The organism is Tepidimonas sp. HKU77, from assembly GCF_049728535.1.
In the GTDB taxonomy this organism is placed as follows: Bacteria; Pseudomonadota; Gammaproteobacteria; order Burkholderiales; family Burkholderiaceae_C; genus Tepidimonas.
On the sequence record NZ_CP187300.1, the window covers coordinates 2,165,684 to 2,180,929 of the forward strand.

A 15,246-nucleotide genomic window follows, 5' to 3' on the forward strand; every position below is an offset into this window, starting at 1 on the left:
GGCCGCCCCTTCTGTCCACCAACGCCCGCTCAGGTAGCGGGGGCGCCGTCGGGCCGGATGCGGAACCACAGCGCATACAGCGCCGGCACGAACAGCAGCGTGATCGCCGTGCCGACGGCCACCCCGCCGATGAGCACGTAGGCCAGTGGCCCCCAAAAGCTGTCTTGCGTCAGCGGCACGAAGGCCAGCACCGCCGCCATGGCCGTCAGCACGACAGGCCGCGCGCGTTGCACTGCCGCTTCCACCACGCCGTCGAATGGGCCCATGCCCGCTTCGAAATTGTCGGCCACCTGCTGCGTCAGGATGAGCGTGTTGCGCATCAGGATGCCCGCCAGCCCGGTCAACCCCAACAGTGCCACGAAGCCAAACGGTTGCTGAAAGACGAGTAGCGCCAGCACCGCCCCGATCAGGCCAAGGGGCGCGGTGGCCACCACCATGAACGTACCGGCAAAGGATCGCATCTGCAGCATGATGAAAATCAGCATCGCCGCCACCATCAGCGGTTGCAGTTTTTGGATCGAGAGGTTGGCTTTTTCGGACTGCTCCACCGAGCCTCCGATGGCCAGCCGGTATCCTGGGGGCAGCTCGGCGCGCACGGGTTCGAGCGCCTTCCAGACCGCGGCGGTCACATCGTTGGGCTGTGCGCCGTGGATTTCGGCCTGCACGGCCACGAACGGCTCGCGGTTATAGCGTTTGATGACGGGTTCTTCGTAGCGCACCTCCAGCGTGCCGAGCTGGGTCACGGGGACCTTGCGCCCGTCGCGGTTGAGCAGCTCCAGCCCGGCGAGCGACTGCACGTCCAGCCGGACACCCCCCGACGCGCCGCGCGCCACCAAGTCCACCGTGCGCGTGTCGCGCCGCAGCTGCGCCACGGGCACCCCGTCGAGCAAGAACTGCAGTTGCTGCGCCACGTCTTGCGGGGTCAGGCCCATCAGGCGCAGTCGATCGGCGTCGGCGCGCAGGTGCAGCACCGGCATGCGCTCGTCCCACTCCAGGTGCGGGTCCACGACGTGGGGGTTGGCTTCCATCACAGTGCGCACGCGGTGGGCGATGGCGCGTACCTGGTTGGGGTCGGGTCCAAAGACGCGGAACTGCACCGGCCATGCCACCGGGGGGCCGTACAGCAGCCGCGCGACGCGGATGCGCGCCTCGGGAAATTCGCCATCGCGAATGTGTTGTTGCAGCGCGGCGATGATGCGGTCGCGTCCCGCCTGATCGTGGGCCAGCACGATGAGCTTGCCAAACGCGGGGTTGGGCGGCTCGGGGTTGGCCGAGATGAAGAAGCGCGGCGCGCCCGCGCCCACGTAGGCCGACAGCGTCTTGACCTCGGGCATGGGCGACAAGATCGCCTCCAACCGGCGCACGGTGCGATCCGTCACCGCGATCGAGGTGCCTTGCGGCAGATAGACGCTGACCAACACCTCGGTACGGTCGCTGCTGGGGAAGAACTGTTTTTGCACGACCGTCGCCATGCCGACGGCCGACAGCACCAGCAGCGCCACCGTGCCCGCGACCACCGTCTTGCGGTGCACCACGCACCACGACACCAGCGCCCGCAGCCGCCGGTAGGCGGGCGTCTGGTACAGCGCATCGTGCGCGTGGCGCTGCTCAGGCGGCACGTCGCGCAGCAGCTTGACCCCCAGGTAGGGCGCAAAGGTCACCGCCACCACCCACGACACGAGGAGACTGACGCCCAACACCCAGAAGATGTTGCCCGCGTATTCGCCCACGCCCGAGCGCGCAAAGCCGATCGGTAAAAACCCTGCCACCGTCACCAGCGTGCCAAACAACATGGGGGCCGCGGTCACGTTCCAGGCGTGGGCCGCGGCGCGGATGCGATCCCAGCCTTCCTCCATCTTGACCAGCATCATCTCCACCGAGATGATGGCGTCGTCCACCAGCAGACCGAGCGAGATGATGAGCGCGCCGAGCGTGATGCGATCCAGGTTGATGCCCATGGCCTTGAAGACCAGAAAGCTCAAACCCAGCGTCACGGGGACCGCAATGCCCACGATCAGCCCGGCGCGCAGGCCGATGGCGAGCATGCTCACGCCCATGACCACGGCCACCGCGACCAGAAATTTGATCTGGAATAGGTCCACCGCCTTGCGGATGGCGTCGGCTTGGTTGGTGAGCTGCGTCAGCTCCATGCCCAGGGGCAGCTCGGCCTTTTCGGCTTGCAGGTAGCGCTCCAGCCGCTGGCCCAGCGCCAGGCCGTTTTCACCCTTGTTCATGACGACGCCAATCAGCACCGCGTCCTGCCCGCGCGCGCGCACGAGGTAGGTGGGCGGTTCTTCATAGCCGCGGCGGATGGTCGCAATATCGCCCAGGCGGATCACCTTTTGCCCGGCGCGGATGGGCAGCGCGGCCAGCGCCTGTGGGTCGGACAAATCGGCGTCGAGCCGAATGTACAAGCGCGGGCCGTCGGTTTCGAGCCGTCCGGTGGGCACGAGCCGGTTGCTCGCGTCGATGGCCTCGAAGATCGCTTGCGGCGACAGCCCTAAGTTGACCAGGCGGGCACTGTCGAACTCGACGAATACGCGCTCGGTGCGCTCGCCGATCAGCACCGCTTTGTGCACCCCATCGATGCGCTGCAGCTGGTCGCGCAGGCGGTCGGCTTCGCGCGCCAGATCGGCCATGGGCAGACCCGGCGCGGTCAGCGACAGCAGGCTGAAGTACACGTCGGCGAAGTCGTCGTTGGCGATCGGGCCGATGACACCTGCGGGCATCTCGCGCTGGGCATCCCACATGCGTTTGCGCACCTGGTAGAACAGCTCGGCCACCTTGGCCTGCGGGGTGTAGTCGTGAAACTCCACCTGCAGCGTGGCCTGCCCGGGGCGCACGGTGGTTTCGATGCGGTAAAGGTACTCGACCTCTTGAATGCGTTTTTCCAGCCGGTCCACGACCTGCTGCTGCAGTTGCTGTGCGGTGGCGCCAGGCCACAGCACGTTGACCTGCATCACGCGCACGGTGAAGGCTGGATCCTCAGCGCGCCCCAGCGAAGCGAATGCGTAGATGCCGCCCAGCACGGACAAAATCAGCAGAAACAGGGTGACGGCGCGCTCGCGCACGGCCAGCGCCGACAGGTTGGGCAGGCTCATCGCGGCAGCTCCCGCACCGTCATGCCGGGCTGGATCAGGTGCGTGCCCAGCGCGATGACACGATCGCCCGCCTGCAGCCCGCCCTCGACCGTGGCGTGGCGGTCATCGGTGTGGTGCACGCGCACGGCGACCGGCTCAGGCCGCCCGTCACGCACGCGCCACACGCGCGGGCCCTCGCCGCGTTCGTCCAGCGCGCCGATGGGCACGCGCCAGCGGGTCGCAGCGGTCGCCGACGCACCGGGCAGCGCAAAGCGTGCGCTGACCACGCTGCCCAGCGCCACCGTGGCGGGCAAATCCGCCACGCTGTAGCGCGCGCGTCGGGTGCGCGCCAGCGCATCGACCATCGGGGCCGCCTCGCGCAGCCGCAGTGGGCGGCGCTGGCCATCGGGCAGGAGGGCCTCTCCTTGCGCGGGGGGCAGCACGCCGTCGGGGAAGTAGACCTCGACTTCGCGCTCGCCCGCCTGCGCGAGCACCGCCACCGGCTGGCCGGCTCCCACCACCTGCCCCGGCTGGCCGCTGACGTCCACCAGCACGCCCGCCCCAGGGCTGCGCAACTGCGCATAACCGCGGGCGTTGCGCGCCTGCGCCAGCCGCGCGGCCGCAGCGTCGCGGCGGCTTTGCGCCTCGCGCAGCGTCAACTCGGCGCGATCGAGTGCCTGGGCACTCACGAAAGAGCGCGACTGCAGCTCCCGCACACGCGCCACGTCGGCCTGCGCGGTGCGCCATGCCGATTCGGCCGCCGCGGCGTCGGCTTCGGCGGCACGCACCGCTTGCTCCAGGTCCGCCGGATCCAGCTCGAACAGCACTTGGCCAGCACGGACCGTCTGCCCCGCGTCCACGCGCCGGGCCAGGATGCGTCCGCCCACCTGGAACGCCAAGGGCGCCTCGACGCGCGCACGCACGGTGCCCGACAGGCCCTGTGCCGCTCCGAGGGCCGGTTCGATCGTGGCGGTGCGCACGAGTGGCGGCGCGGCCGCCTCCGCAGCGGCATCGGGCCCGCGCTGGCAACCCAGCAAGCCAGCAGCGGCCACCACCACCATCACACGGGCGCTCCACAGACGTTGGTATCGCAAAAGCATTTTGGCTATTCCAGTCGAACCACGATAATTGAACGGAATCGTACCGTAAATGAAAAACTCCAGCCGCCGCTCATGCCTAACGCAACGCCCCGAGGCCGCCCCGTCGATCGTCGCAAGGACGAGGCGATCCTGCGCGCGGTGCGACGCGTGCTGCAGCGCGATGGTCCATCTGCCGTGACGATGGAGCGCATCGCCCACGAGGCAGCGGTCTCCAAGGCCACGCTGTACCGGCGCTATCCGAGCCGACAGGCGCTGCTCGAGGCACTGGTGAACCGGGACGCGGAGCGCGTCTTTCGCGCGTTACTGCAGCCGACTGCTGGACCGGGGGGTGTGCGCACACAGCTGGAGGCATTCGTGGTCGATCTGGCCGGGTTGCTGTGCGGGCCGGACCATCGGCGCTATCTGCAGGCGTCGGGCGACCTGCCGCGCGCCGGGGTCGATCTACAGGGCATCTGGCGACGTGGCCCGGCCCAAGCGCACGGCCGTTTGGCCGCCTTTCTGGCGTCGGCGCACGCCAACGGGCACTTGCACTGCGACGATCCCGCCGCGGCGGCGGAGCTGCTGCTCGGCATGGCGGTGGGGCTGGATTTGGTGCGGTCGCTATACCGGGTGCCGCAGCAGCGCTATCGACTGGCGGCGCGGCGCACCCATGCCGAATACGTCGTGGACCTGTTTCTCCGTTGCTACGCGCCCGAAAACCGCGCGACCGATCCTTAGGGTGGGTCGACCGTCAGCGCTGCACGCAAGGCCGCTTCATCGACGCCTTCCACTTCCACGCGCTTGGTTCGGGCCGTGTGGCCTTGTACGATGCGCACGCGCGAGCGCGGCACTCCGCAGCGCTGCGCCACGAACGAAACCAGCTCCGCGTTGGCCGCGCCGTCCACGGGTGGGGCGTGCAGTTGCAGCTTCGGTTTGCCGTCGTGCTCGCCAACCACGCGGGTCTGGCGCGCGCCGGGTTGGCAATAGATGACGATATGGGCCATGTCATCTCAACGCGATGCCAAGCGCATTTTGTATCATGGCCCGTCATGACCATCATCGACACCCTGAAACGTTGGGCAGGGGAAGACTGGCAAGTTCGGGACACCGCGCTCAGGCGCAATGTGCGCGTGTTGGGTTTGGCGGCGTGGGTTTTGCTGATCCTCAATGTCGCACACATGGGGGTCTTCGTCTTGCTGCGCTTCGATGATCCCATTCGCGATGCATGGGCGCGGCAGATCGTGCTGGCCCACGGCGGGATGGCTGTCGTCGCGGTCACGATCGCGGTGCTTGCGCGCCGCGTGCACGGCGCAGCGGAACTCACTCGCTGGCATCGCGGGTTGCCTTTGGTCGCCGCCGTGCTGATCATCGCCTGGGCGATCGCCGTTACCGTTATCGACCAAGCGGTCACGGCGAGTGTCAATGCATATGTCAATGCGATGATCGCTATGGCGATCGTGTACCTGTTTCGGCCAGCCACCGCGCTGATCGTGTTGACCCTGGCCTGGGCTGGGCTGGCCGGGGTGCTGGGGTGGATGGTGTCAGATCCGGCCCAACTGGCCACGAGTCGCATGAATGCGGTGACCGCCACGGCGCTGGCGATGCTGATCAGCGTCCTGTCGTGGCGCCATTTCGTCCGTACCGAGCTGCTGCAACGCGCGCTGGCTGAGAGCAATCGCCAGCTGCAGGCGCAGCGTGCCGAGCTGGAGCGGCTTGCCAACAAAGATGCTTTGACGGGGCTGCTCAACCGACGCGAGTTCGAGCGTCAGGCTGCGCTCGAGCTGGCGCGGGCACGGCGGCTGGGAAGTCCGCTGGCACTGTTCATACTCGATCTGGATCATTTCAAGGCGGTCAACGACACGCACGGGCATGCGGTCGGCGATCAGGTACTGGTGGGGGCGGCCACGCGCATGTCGCGCTCGATCCGGCAAACCGACCGGCTGGCCCGCTGGGGTGGGGAAGAATTCGTGCTGCTGTTGCCCGACACCGGTTGCGAGAGCGCATCTTTGTTGGCAGAGAAGCTGCGGCACGCGGTGGGGGATGCACCGATGCCGGGGATGGGTTCGAGCGTGACGGTCAGTATTGGAGCCGTCGTGGCGCGTGGCGATGACCTTCCGGACTGGCCGGTGTTGCTGAGGATGGCAGATGAGGCGCTGTATCAAGCCAAGCGCGAAGGCCGCAACCGCGCGTTCGTTCGCTGCCTCAAATCGGACCGATCGTCCCTAGCAAAAAACGAAACCCGCTGACTGGGCGGGTTTGGATTGGTGCCGCAAAGAGGATTCGAACCTCCGACCTACTGATTACGAATCAGTTGCTCTACCAGCTGAGCTATTGCGGCAGGGCGACTTTCGGGCTGGGTGCCAGAAGTATCGCGAAACCCAAATTATAGCGCGACGTCGGGCAGGTGGTCAGGCGGGTGGGTTCTCTTCCAGGTGGTAGCGCGTGATGCGCTCGACTTCGTTTTTCGAGCCGAGGATGACGGCCACACGCTCGTGCAGGCTGCGCGGGACGATGTCGAGGATGCGGCGGCGTCCGTCGGTGGCCGCGCCGCCAGCCTGCTCGACGATCCAGCCCATGGGGTTGGCCTCGTACATCAGGCGCAGTTTGCCCGGCTTGGTTGGCTCGCGCTTGTCCCACGGGTACATGAACACCCCGCCGCGCGAGAGGATGCGGTGCACGTCGGCCACCATGGAGGCGATCCAGCGCATATTGAAATCCTTGCCGCGTGGGCCTTCTTTGCCGGCCAGACACTCTTCGATATAGCGCCGCACGGGCGGGGCCCAGTGGCGCCAGTTGCTCATGTTGATGGCAAACTCTTGTGTGTCCTCGGGGATGCGCACCTGGTCTTGCGTGAGCACCCAGGCGCCCTGTTCGCGGTCGAGAGTAAACAACGCTACGCCATTGCCCACCGTGAGCACCAGCGTCGTCTGCGGCCCGTAGATGCAGTAGCCCGCCGCCACCTGCTGTCGGCCTGGCTGCAAGAAGTCCGCTTCGCATACCGGATCGACGACGGTGGGATCCTCGTGCACGCGCCGCAGCACCGAAAAGATGGTGCCGATGCTGACGTTGCAGTCGATGTTGCTGGAGCCATCGAGCGGGTCGAACAACAGCAGGTATTCACCCTGCGGGTAACGGTTGGGGATGGGGTGGATGCCGTCGAGCTCCTCGGACGCCATGGCCGCCAAGTGCCCGCCCCATTCGTTGGCTTCGATGAGCACCTCGTTGGCGATGACATCGAGCTTTTTTTGGACCTCGCCCTGGATGTTTTCGCTGCCAGCGCTGCCCAGCACGCCGCCCAAGGCACCCTTGCCGACGGCGATCGCGATGCGCTTGCAGGCGCGTGCCACCACCTCCAGCAGCAGCCGCAGCTCCGGCGTGATGGTGCCGTGCACGCGCTGCTGCTCGATCAGGTAGCGGGTGAGGGAGACGCGGGATTCGCTCATGTCACAGACTCCAACGGGGACAGTGGTTCAGTCGGCCAGGGCGCGCGTGACGACCTCGCGCACGTCGGTGCTGAGCGACGGGTGCTCGGCCACGGCCTCGATGGCTTGGCGCGCCGCGCTGCGGTACGGTTCGGCCAGTTTGCGCCAGCGGTCGAGCGCGCGCGCCAGGCGGGCCGCCACCTGCGGGTTGAAGGCATCGATCTCCAGCACGCGCTCGCGCCAGAACGCATAGCCCGCACCATCGGCACGGTGGAAACCCGCTGGGTTGGCGTGGCAGTAGGTGCTGATGAGGCTACGCGCACGGTTGGGGTTGCGCAGATGGAAGTCGGGGTGGTGCAGCAGCGCCTGCACGCGCGGCAGCGCGTCGCCGTTGCGGTCGGGCGCGCTGGCTTGCAGCGCAAACCATTTGTCCAGTACCAGTTCTTCGTGCTGGAACAGCGTGTGGAAGCGCTCCAGCGCTGGCGCGGCCAGTTCGTGCCCCGCATGCACCAAGGCCGACAGCGCCTGGTAACGGTCGGTCATGTTGGTGGCGTCCTTGAAGCGCTGGTAGGTCTTGCCCGGCCAGACGGGGTTGCCGTTGTCGCGCGCCGCCAGGCACAGCATGTGCAGGGCCAACCCTGCCAGGGCGCGGCGTCCGGCCGAGACGGGGTCGGGCCGGTACGCACCGTTGTCGCGGTGCGCCTCGAAAGCCCACATCCAGTCCTCGTGCAGCGCGTGCGCCAGTTGCTGGCGCATGGCCTCGCGCACCGCGTGGATGCGCTGCGGATCGACCTCGTCGAGCTGTTCGGCGATGTAGGTCTCTGCTGGGGGCGTGAGGACGAGTTCCTTGAACGCGGCATCCAGCGCCGGGTGGCGCAGCACGTCGCGCATGGCCTGCACGGTGGCAGCGTCCAGCGGCTCGTGCACGGGGCCGCCGGCGCGCACGGCCGCCAGGGCGCGGCGCAACAGCAGCTGCTGGCCGGCTTCCCAGCGGTTGAAGGGGTCGGTGTCGTGTGCCAGCAGCACGCGCAGCTCGTCGTCGGTCAGCGCGTGCTCCAGAATGACCGGTGCGCTAAAGCCCCGCAGCAGCGAGGCGATGGGCGCTGTATCCACCCCTTCGAAGACCACGCGCGTCTCGGGTTCGTGCAGCACGATCAGGCGTTCGGTGCCGGGCAGTGTGTGCCCCTGGTGGTCCAGCAAGCCCATCGCCACGGGGATGACGAAGGGCAGTTTGTCGGGCTGCCCCGGCGTGGGCGGGCAGCTCTGGCGCAGCGTCAGGGTGTAGGTGCGCGCGGCGGGGTCGTAGTCGCTGCTGACGTGTACCCGCGGGGTGCCGGCTTGGCTGTACCAGCGCTTGAACGGCTCCAGCAGCCTTGCCAACTCGCTGCCGGGGTTGGCGTCGGCCATCGCCTGGGCAAAGTCGTCGCAGGTCACGGCCTGGCCGTCGTGGCGCTCGAAGTACAAGTTCAGCCCCCGGGCAAAACCCTCGCCCCCGACGAGTGTTTGCATCATGCGCACCACTTCGGCGCCTTTTTCGTACACCGTCACGGTGTAGAAATTATTGATCTCGGCGTACTGGTCGGGCCGCACCGGGTGTGCCATGGGGCCGGCGTCCTCAGGGAACTGCACCGTGCGCAGCACGCGCACGTCCTCGATGCGGCGCACCGCGCGCGCCGAGGGGCTGCCTGCCATGTCCTGGCTGAACTCTTGGTCGCGAAAAACGGTCAGGCCTTCCTTGAGGCTGAGCTGAAACCAGTCGCGGCACGTGACGCGGTTGCCGGTCCAGTTGTGGAAGTATTCGTGGGCCACCACCGACTCGATGTGGGCATAATCCGCGTCGGTGGCCGTCGCCGGGTTGGCCAGCACGTACTTGGTGTTGAAGATGTTGAGACCCTTGTTCTCCATCGCGCCCATGTTGAAGTCGCTGGTGGCGACGATCATGAAGCGCTCCAAGTCCAACGGCAGGCCAAAGCGCGTCTCGTCCCAGGCGATGGCGGCCATGAGCGAGTGCATGGCGTGCTCGGTTTTATCCAGGTCGGCTGGGCGTACGTAAATCTGCAGCAGGTGGTCGGTGCCGCTGCGGCTGCGGATGGGCTGGCTGCGGCAGACCAGGTTGCCCGCCACCAGCGCAAACAGATAGCACGGCTTGCGGTGCGGGTCGACCCAGCGCGCCCAGTGGCGGCCGTCGTCGAGCTCGCCTTGCTCCACCAGGTTGCCGTTGGACAGCAGCACGGGGTAGCGCACCTTGTCGGCGCGCAGCGTCACGGTGTAGGTGGCCATGACGTCGGGCCGATCCAGGAAGTAGGTGATGCGTCGGAAGCCTTCGGCCTCGCACTGGGTGAAAAACGTGCCCTGGCTGACGTACAGCCCCATGAGCTGGGTGTTTTTTTCGGGACAGCAGGTGGTGAAGATTTCGAGCTCGAACGGCTCGGGCCCGGCAGGCAGGTTTTCCAGCACGAGCTGCGTGCCATCGAACTTGAAGCTGGTGCCCTGGCCGTTGACGAGCACGCGCGCCAAGTTGAGGTCTTCGCCGTCGAGGCGCAGCGGCTGCGGGGGCAGATCCGGGTTGCGGCGCACGCGCATGCGGTTGAGCACACGCGTCTTGGCCGGGTCGAGGTCGAACGTCAGGTCGACCGAGTCGATCCAGTACGCCGGAGGGGTATAGTCTTCGCGGCGGACGATGCGGGGGGAGCCTTCGCGGGCAGCGGTCATGGTGTCATCCTGTAGGGCTTGCCGGGGTCAGACGCCTTGCTTGAGCGAGGCTTCGATGAAGACGTCGAGATCGCCGTCCAGCACTTTCTGGGTGTTGGAGACTTCGACGTTGGTGCGCAAATCCTTGATGCGGCTTTGGTCCAGCACGTAAGAGCGGATCTGATGCCCCCAGCCGACATCGGTCTTGGTGGCTTCGAGCTGCTGCTGGGTTTCCATGCGCTTGCGCATTTCCAGCTCGTAGAGCTTGGAGCGCAGCCGCTGCCACGCCAAGTCACGGTTGGAATGCTGGCTGCGGCTGTCCTGCGCCGTCACCACGATGCCGGTGGGGATGTGCGTCAGTCGAACGGCCGAGTCGGTCTTGTTGATGTGCTGGCCACCCGCGCCGCTGGCGCGGTAGGTGTCCACGCGCACGTCGGCGGGGTTGATCTCGACCTCGATCGAGTCGTCGATTTCCGGATAGACGAACACCGAGGCAAACGAGGTGTGGCGCCCACCCGAGGAGTCGAAGGGCGATTTGCGCACCAGGCGATGCACGCCGGTTTCGGTGCGCAGCAGGCCAAAGGCATAGTCGCCCTCGACCTTGATGGTGGCGCTCTTGATGCCGGCGGTGTCGCCGGGCTGCTCGTCTTCGACCGTGGCTTTGAAGCCCTTGCGCTCGGCATAGCGCAGGTACTGGCGCAGCAGCATTTGCGCCCAGTCGCAGGCCTCGGTGCCGCCCGCGCCGGCTTGGATGTCGATGAAGCAGTTGTTGGGGTCCGCCGGGTTGTTGAACATGCGGCGGAACTCCAGCCGCTCGACCTCGGGCGCGATGCGCTCGACGTCGGCCTCGATGGTCTCCAGGCCCGCGTCGTCGTCCTCGGCGCGCGACATCTCGAACAACTCGGTATTGTCGGCCAAATCCTGTGCCAGCCGGTCGAGCACCAGCACGACGTCTTCGAGCGACTTTTTCTCCTTGGCCAATTCCTGCGCGCGCTTGGGGTCGTTCCAGACGGTGGGATCCTCCAGCGCGGCGTTGACCTCGGAGAGCTTCAGCGCCTTGGCATCGTAGTCAAAGAAACCTCCGGAGGTCGGCGACGCGCTGCGTCAGATCTTGCAGTCGGTGGGACAGGGCGTTGAGGCGTTCGGCTTCCATGGGCAAGGCTTTCTGCGTGCGTTTCTTTGAGCGGATTTTTCCAACCCTCCATTTTCGCACGGGGGCGCGCCCGCCGCGTGCCCCGGCCCGGTGGCGAGTGCCGGCGCCGGCCTCAGTGGCGCCGACCCAGCTGCGCCAACAGCATGCCCGCCACGATGAGCGCCGCGCCGCCCCAGCCGCGCCAGCCGATGGCCTCGCCTAGGATCCACCAGCCGCCGATGGCGGCGAAGACCCCTTCGCTGCTGTAGATGACCGCCGCGTGCGAGGCTTTGGCCGAGCGCTGGGCGACGACCTGCAGGGTGTAGGCGATGCCGATCGACAGAATGCCGCCCCACGCGATGGCGCCCGCCGCGCCCAGCAATGCGTCCAAGGCGATCGGCTCGTCGCGCCCCACGGCAGCCACCCACGACAGTGCGCCTGCCACCGCGTATTGCACCACCGACAGGCGGATGGCGTCGTGGCGGCGCGCCCAATGGCTAACCAGCAGTACGTGCACCGCCCACAGGCCGGCGCTGATGAGCTGCAGCCAATCCCCCGGCGCAATCGTGGCGTCGGGCTTGACGGACAGGAAGTACAGCCCCGCAGTCGCCAGCGCCACGGCCAGCCACACGGGCAGGCCGACTGGCTGGCCCAACAAGCGCATCAAGATGGGCACCAGCACCACGTACAGGCCCGTGATGAAGCCCGCGTTCGAGACGGTGGTGCCCAGCAGGCCGACTTGCTGCAGGTTGATGGCGGCAAACAGCACCAGGCCCAGCAGCGCGCCGTCACGCCACAACCCGGTGCTGTCGATGCGCGGCACGGCGGCAAACGGGCCGCCGCGCCACCACCACAGCGGCGCGATCAGCGCCAGCCCCAACATCAGACGCGCAGCGGTGTAGGTGAAGGGGCCGACACTATCCATGCCCAGCTGTTGCGCCACGAAGGTCGAGCCCCAGATTGCCGCGGTGAGCAGCATGAGCAGGTCGGTTTTCCAGGTAGAAGCCGCCATGTCACGCGCCTCCACCGGCGCCGATGGCGTCGTCGGCCGCGTCGAGGTGGGCCTCGAACAGCGTGGCCACCTGCCGTGGTTGGTCGTGGTGCAGCATGTGTCCGGCGTCGTCCACGCGCGCGATGCGGCAGCGCGGCACGGACTGCAGACGCCGGTGGTACTCCGCCAGCGAGTGTTCGCCCCGCGGGAACCACTGTGCCAGGCTGTCATCGCTGGCTTCGACCGCCAGCACGGGGGCCGTGATGGCGGCGTAGATCGCCAGCACCTCGTCCACCCGGTAGAGATGGCTGCTGCGCACCTTGTGTGCCACGTCGCCCAGGATGACCCAGTCGCCCTCCGGGCGTGCCGGATCGAGCGGGCGTGCCCAGTGGCTGGCCAGCCAGCGCGCCCGGTCTTCGGGTAGGCGGCGGTTGGTTTTCATCAGGCGCCGGGCCACGCCATCGAGGCCGGTGTAGGTTTTGAGCGTGAGTTCGCCGCGCGCCAGTTGGTGCAGCTCGTCCATCCACGCCGCGTAGCGCCGCGGGGCCTGCTCGGGTCGGGTGGCGGGCAGGCCAAATCCCTCCAGATTGACCAGGCGTCGCACCCGCGCCGGGCGCACACCCGCGTAGAGCATGGCCACGTTTCCGCCCATGCTGTGGCCGACCAGGTCGATCGGGGCATCCGGTGCGCGCCCCAGGCGGGCGTTGATGCGCTCGATCAAGAAGTCGAGATCGGCCAAGTAGTCGGCAAACAGGTAGTGGTCCGCGTTGCCGTAGGGGGGTGGGGCTACGGTTTGTCCGGCGAGGTGCGCCGCGCGTGTCAGGCCAAAGCCGCGCCAGTCCGGTGCGATGCAATGGCGCTCGGTGGCCAGCGCATCGACGACGAACTGCCACGAGGCCGAGACGTCCATCCAGCCATGCAGCAGCCACAGCGGCGGGCGTGCCGGGTCGGGCTCCCCCCATTCGCGCAGGTGATAGCGTTGGTCACGCACAGTCACGAACGTGCTGCGCGAGCGGCGTTGAACTTGGTACATTCCCAGCATTATTCCCAAGACGACGGGGGAGACACGCCATGCCCAGTCAAGTGCACGACAGTCGCCACGCGGTGCCCGACTCCTACCCGGTGCTCTACACCACCTTTCGTTGGCACGTGCCAGCGAGCTTCAACATCGCGCAGGTGTGCGTGCGGCGCTGGGCGGAGGATCCCGAGCAGGCGCAGCAGCCCGCCATCATCGAAGACGGGCCGGACCTGACGCAGCCGCGCCGCCATACCTTTGCCGATTTGGCCAGCGAGGCCAACCGCTTGTCGCATGCCCTGCGGCTGCTGGGCGTGCGCCGCGGCGACCGGGTGGCCATCGTGTTGCCGCAGCGGTTCGAGACGGCGGTGGCCTACCTGGCCGTGCTGCAGCTGGGCGCGGTGGCGGTGCCGCTGTCGCAGCTGTTCGGGCCGGAGGCGCTGGAGTACCGCTTGCAGGACAGTGCAGCCGTGGTGGCGCTGGTGGACGACGCCACGGGCCCCGGCGTGATGGCGGTGCGCCCCCGCTGCCCGGCGCTGCGCCACGTGGTGGGGCTGACGGGGGCATTCGATCCGGAGGCCATCGACTGGCCGCACGCGCGCGACGGCCTGCGGGCCGACTTCGCCCTCGTCGAGACCGCCGCCGATGACCCTGCCATCCTCATCTACACCAGTGGCACCACCGGCAACCCCAAGGGTGCCCTCATTCCCCATCGCGCGCTCATCGGCAACCTCAGCGGCTTCGTCTGTAGCCAAAACTGGTTTGGCTTCGACCCCGCCGATCCGCGCCAACGCAGCCAGGCCATCTTCTGGAGCCCAGCGGACTGGGCCTGGACTGGGGGGCTGATGGACGCGCTGCTGCCGACGCTGTACTTTGGGCGGCCCATCGTCGCGTGGCATGGGCGTTTCGATCCGCTGCAGGCGTTTGCTCTGCTCGAGCGCCACCGCGTCACGCACACCTTTTTGTTCCCGACCGCACTCAAGGCCATGATGAAGGCGGTGCCCGAGCCCCGGCGCCGCTACCGCCTGCGCCTGCAGGCCATCATGAGTGCGGGCGAGGCGGTGGGGGATGCGGTGTTCGCCTACTGCCGCGAGCAGTTGGGCGTGACCGTCAACGAGATGTTCGGTCAGACCGAGATCAACTACGTGGTGGGCAACTGTGCGCGCTTGTGGCCGGCCCGCCCGGGTAGCATGGGCCGTGCCTACCCGGGACACCGCGTCGCCGTGCTGGGCGACGATGGACAGCCCGTGCCCTGCGGCACGCTGGGCGAAGTGGCGGTGCACCGGCGCGACGTGCACGGTGAGCTGGATCCGGTGTTCTTTCTGGGCTACTGGGGCAATGACGCCGCCACGCGCGCCAAATACACCGGCGACCCGCTCGACAGTTGGTGTCGCACCGGGGACTTGGCCGTGCAGGACGCCGACGGCTATTTCTGGTACCAGGGGCGGGCCGACGACGTCTTCAAGTCCGCCGGTTACCGCATTGGCCCGGGCGAGATCGAAAACTGCCTGCTCAAGCACCCGTCGGTGGCCAACGTGGCCGTCGTGCCCCAGCCCGATCCGGAGCGCGGCAACGTGGTCAAAGCCTACATCGTGCTCACGCCCGACTGGGCGGCTCGACGCGAGCGCTGCGCCGATCCCACCACCGAGTTCGATGCCCCGCTGCTGGCCGAGTTGCAGGCGCACGTCAAGGGCCAATTGGCACCCTACGAGTACCCGAAAGCCGTCGAGTTCATCGACGCCCTGCCCATGACCACCACGGGCAAGGTGCAGCGCCTCGTGCTGCGCCAGCGTGAACTGGAACGGGCCGCAGCGAAGCCTTGATGGGCGCCATCCG

General features: G+C 67.6%; 11 protein-coding genes and 1 tRNA gene. 3 read left to right on the forward strand and 9 right to left on the reverse strand.

The features are described from left to right. Window positions 1-29: 29 nt before the first annotated feature. On the reverse strand, window positions 30-3,101 hold the full coding sequence (locus tag ACPP3B_RS10465) for an efflux RND transporter permease subunit (protein ID WP_299019783.1): 3,072 nt from the start codon (window positions 3,099-3,101) through the stop codon (window positions 30-32). Further along, window positions 3,098-4,180: an efflux RND transporter periplasmic adaptor subunit gene (locus ACPP3B_RS10470; protein WP_424858943.1), complete on the reverse strand. Its 1,083-nt coding sequence runs from the start codon at window positions 4,178-4,180 to the stop codon at window positions 3,098-3,100. Before ACPP3B_RS10470 ends, ACPP3B_RS10465 begins: the two co-directional genes overlap by 4 nt. 72 nt (window positions 4,181-4,252) lie before the next feature. Between ACPP3B_RS10470 and ACPP3B_RS10475 the strand changes: the two genes are divergently transcribed. Next, window positions 4,253-4,897 (forward strand): TetR/AcrR family transcriptional regulator, encoded by a 645-nt coding sequence (locus ACPP3B_RS10475; RefSeq protein ID WP_424858944.1) that lies wholly within the window; start codon window positions 4,253-4,255, stop codon window positions 4,895-4,897. Here the strand turns inward: ACPP3B_RS10475 and ACPP3B_RS10480 are convergent. Then, window positions 4,894-5,163, reverse strand: coding sequence for a DUF167 domain-containing protein (locus ACPP3B_RS10480; RefSeq protein WP_299019777.1), 270 nt, complete (start codon window positions 5,161-5,163; stop codon window positions 4,894-4,896). The genes ACPP3B_RS10475 and ACPP3B_RS10480 overlap by 4 nt on opposite strands. A 45-nt stretch (window positions 5,164-5,208) precedes the next feature. Between ACPP3B_RS10480 and ACPP3B_RS10485 the strand changes: the two genes are divergently transcribed. After that, window positions 5,209-6,405: a diguanylate cyclase gene (locus ACPP3B_RS10485; protein WP_424858945.1), complete on the forward strand. Its 1,197-nt coding sequence runs from the start codon at window positions 5,209-5,211 to the stop codon at window positions 6,403-6,405. Window positions 6,406-6,421: 16 nt separating this feature from the next. Here the strand turns inward: ACPP3B_RS10485 and ACPP3B_RS10490 are convergent. The 6 genes from ACPP3B_RS10490 to ACPP3B_RS10515 all read right to left on the reverse strand — a co-directional run bounded on the left by ACPP3B_RS10490 (window position 6,422) and on the right by ACPP3B_RS10515 (window position 13,428). Further along, a tRNA-Thr gene (locus ACPP3B_RS10490) sits at window positions 6,422-6,497 on the reverse strand. 70 nt (window positions 6,498-6,567) lie between these two features. After that, the gene (locus ACPP3B_RS10495; protein WP_299019773.1) at window positions 6,568-7,602 is read right to left on the reverse strand and encodes a class 1 fructose-bisphosphatase; all 1,035 of its coding nucleotides are present in this window, start codon (window positions 7,600-7,602) and stop codon (window positions 6,568-6,570) included. 27 nt (window positions 7,603-7,629) lie between these two features. Next, window positions 7,630-10,293, reverse strand: a complete 2,664-nt coding sequence (gene pepN, locus ACPP3B_RS10500) for an aminopeptidase N (RefSeq protein WP_424858946.1) — start codon at window positions 10,291-10,293, stop codon at window positions 7,630-7,632. 27 nt (window positions 10,294-10,320) lie between these two features. Beyond that, window positions 10,321-11,425 (reverse strand): peptide chain release factor 2 gene (gene prfB, locus ACPP3B_RS10505; protein ID WP_299019770.1). Its coding sequence is split into 2 segments (ribosomal slippage): window positions 10,321-11,343 and window positions 11,345-11,425, totalling 1,104 coding nucleotides; the frame shifts between segments, so codons are not numbered across the junction. 112 nt (window positions 11,426-11,537) lie between these two features. Further along, window positions 11,538-12,416, reverse strand: a complete 879-nt coding sequence (locus tag ACPP3B_RS10510) for a DMT family transporter (RefSeq protein ID WP_299019768.1) — start codon at window positions 12,414-12,416, stop codon at window positions 11,538-11,540. A gap of 1 nt (window position 12,417) precedes the next feature. Then, a complete protein-coding gene (locus ACPP3B_RS10515) occupies window positions 12,418-13,428 on the reverse strand; it encodes an alpha/beta fold hydrolase (RefSeq protein ID WP_424858947.1) in 1,011 nt (336 codons plus the stop codon). 38 nt (window positions 13,429-13,466) lie between these two features. Between ACPP3B_RS10515 and ACPP3B_RS10520 the strand changes: the two genes are divergently transcribed. Continuing rightward, on the forward strand, window positions 13,467-15,233 hold the full coding sequence (locus ACPP3B_RS10520; protein ID WP_424858948.1) for an acyl-CoA synthetase: 1,767 nt from the start codon (window positions 13,467-13,469) through the stop codon (window positions 15,231-15,233). Window positions 15,234-15,246: the final 13 nt, after the last annotated feature.

What these genes read in the sequence shown, in the direction of transcription:
- ACPP3B_RS10465 (WP_299019783.1), bottom strand. Translation starts at nt 3,101, where the DNA reads ATGAGCCTGCCCAACCTGTCGGCGCTGGCCGTGCGCGAGCGCGCCGTC.
- ACPP3B_RS10470 (WP_424858943.1), bottom strand. Translation starts at nt 4,180, where the DNA reads ATGCTTTTGCGATACCAACGTCTGTGGAGCGCCCGTGTGATGGTGGTG.
- ACPP3B_RS10475 (WP_424858944.1), top strand. Translation starts at nt 4,253, where the DNA reads ATGCCTAACGCAACGCCCCGAGGCCGCCCCGTCGATCGTCGCAAGGAC.
- ACPP3B_RS10480 (WP_299019777.1), bottom strand. Translation starts at nt 5,163, where the DNA reads ATGGCCCATATCGTCATCTATTGCCAACCCGGCGCGCGCCAGACCCGC.
- ACPP3B_RS10485 (WP_424858945.1), top strand. Translation starts at nt 5,209, where the DNA reads ATGACCATCATCGACACCCTGAAACGTTGGGCAGGGGAAGACTGGCAA.
- ACPP3B_RS10495 (WP_299019773.1), bottom strand. Translation starts at nt 7,602, where the DNA reads ATGAGCGAATCCCGCGTCTCCCTCACCCGCTACCTGATCGAGCAGCAG.
- pepN (WP_424858946.1), bottom strand. Translation starts at nt 10,293, where the DNA reads ATGACCGCTGCCCGCGAAGGCTCCCCCCGCATCGTCCGCCGCGAAGAC.
- ACPP3B_RS10510 (WP_299019768.1), bottom strand. Translation starts at nt 12,416, where the DNA reads ATGGCGGCTTCTACCTGGAAAACCGACCTGCTCATGCTGCTCACCGCG.
- ACPP3B_RS10515 (WP_424858947.1), bottom strand. Translation starts at nt 13,428, where the DNA reads ATGTACCAAGTTCAACGCCGCTCGCGCAGCACGTTCGTGACTGTGCGT.
- ACPP3B_RS10520 (WP_424858948.1), top strand. Translation starts at nt 13,467, where the DNA reads ATGCCCAGTCAAGTGCACGACAGTCGCCACGCGGTGCCCGACTCCTAC.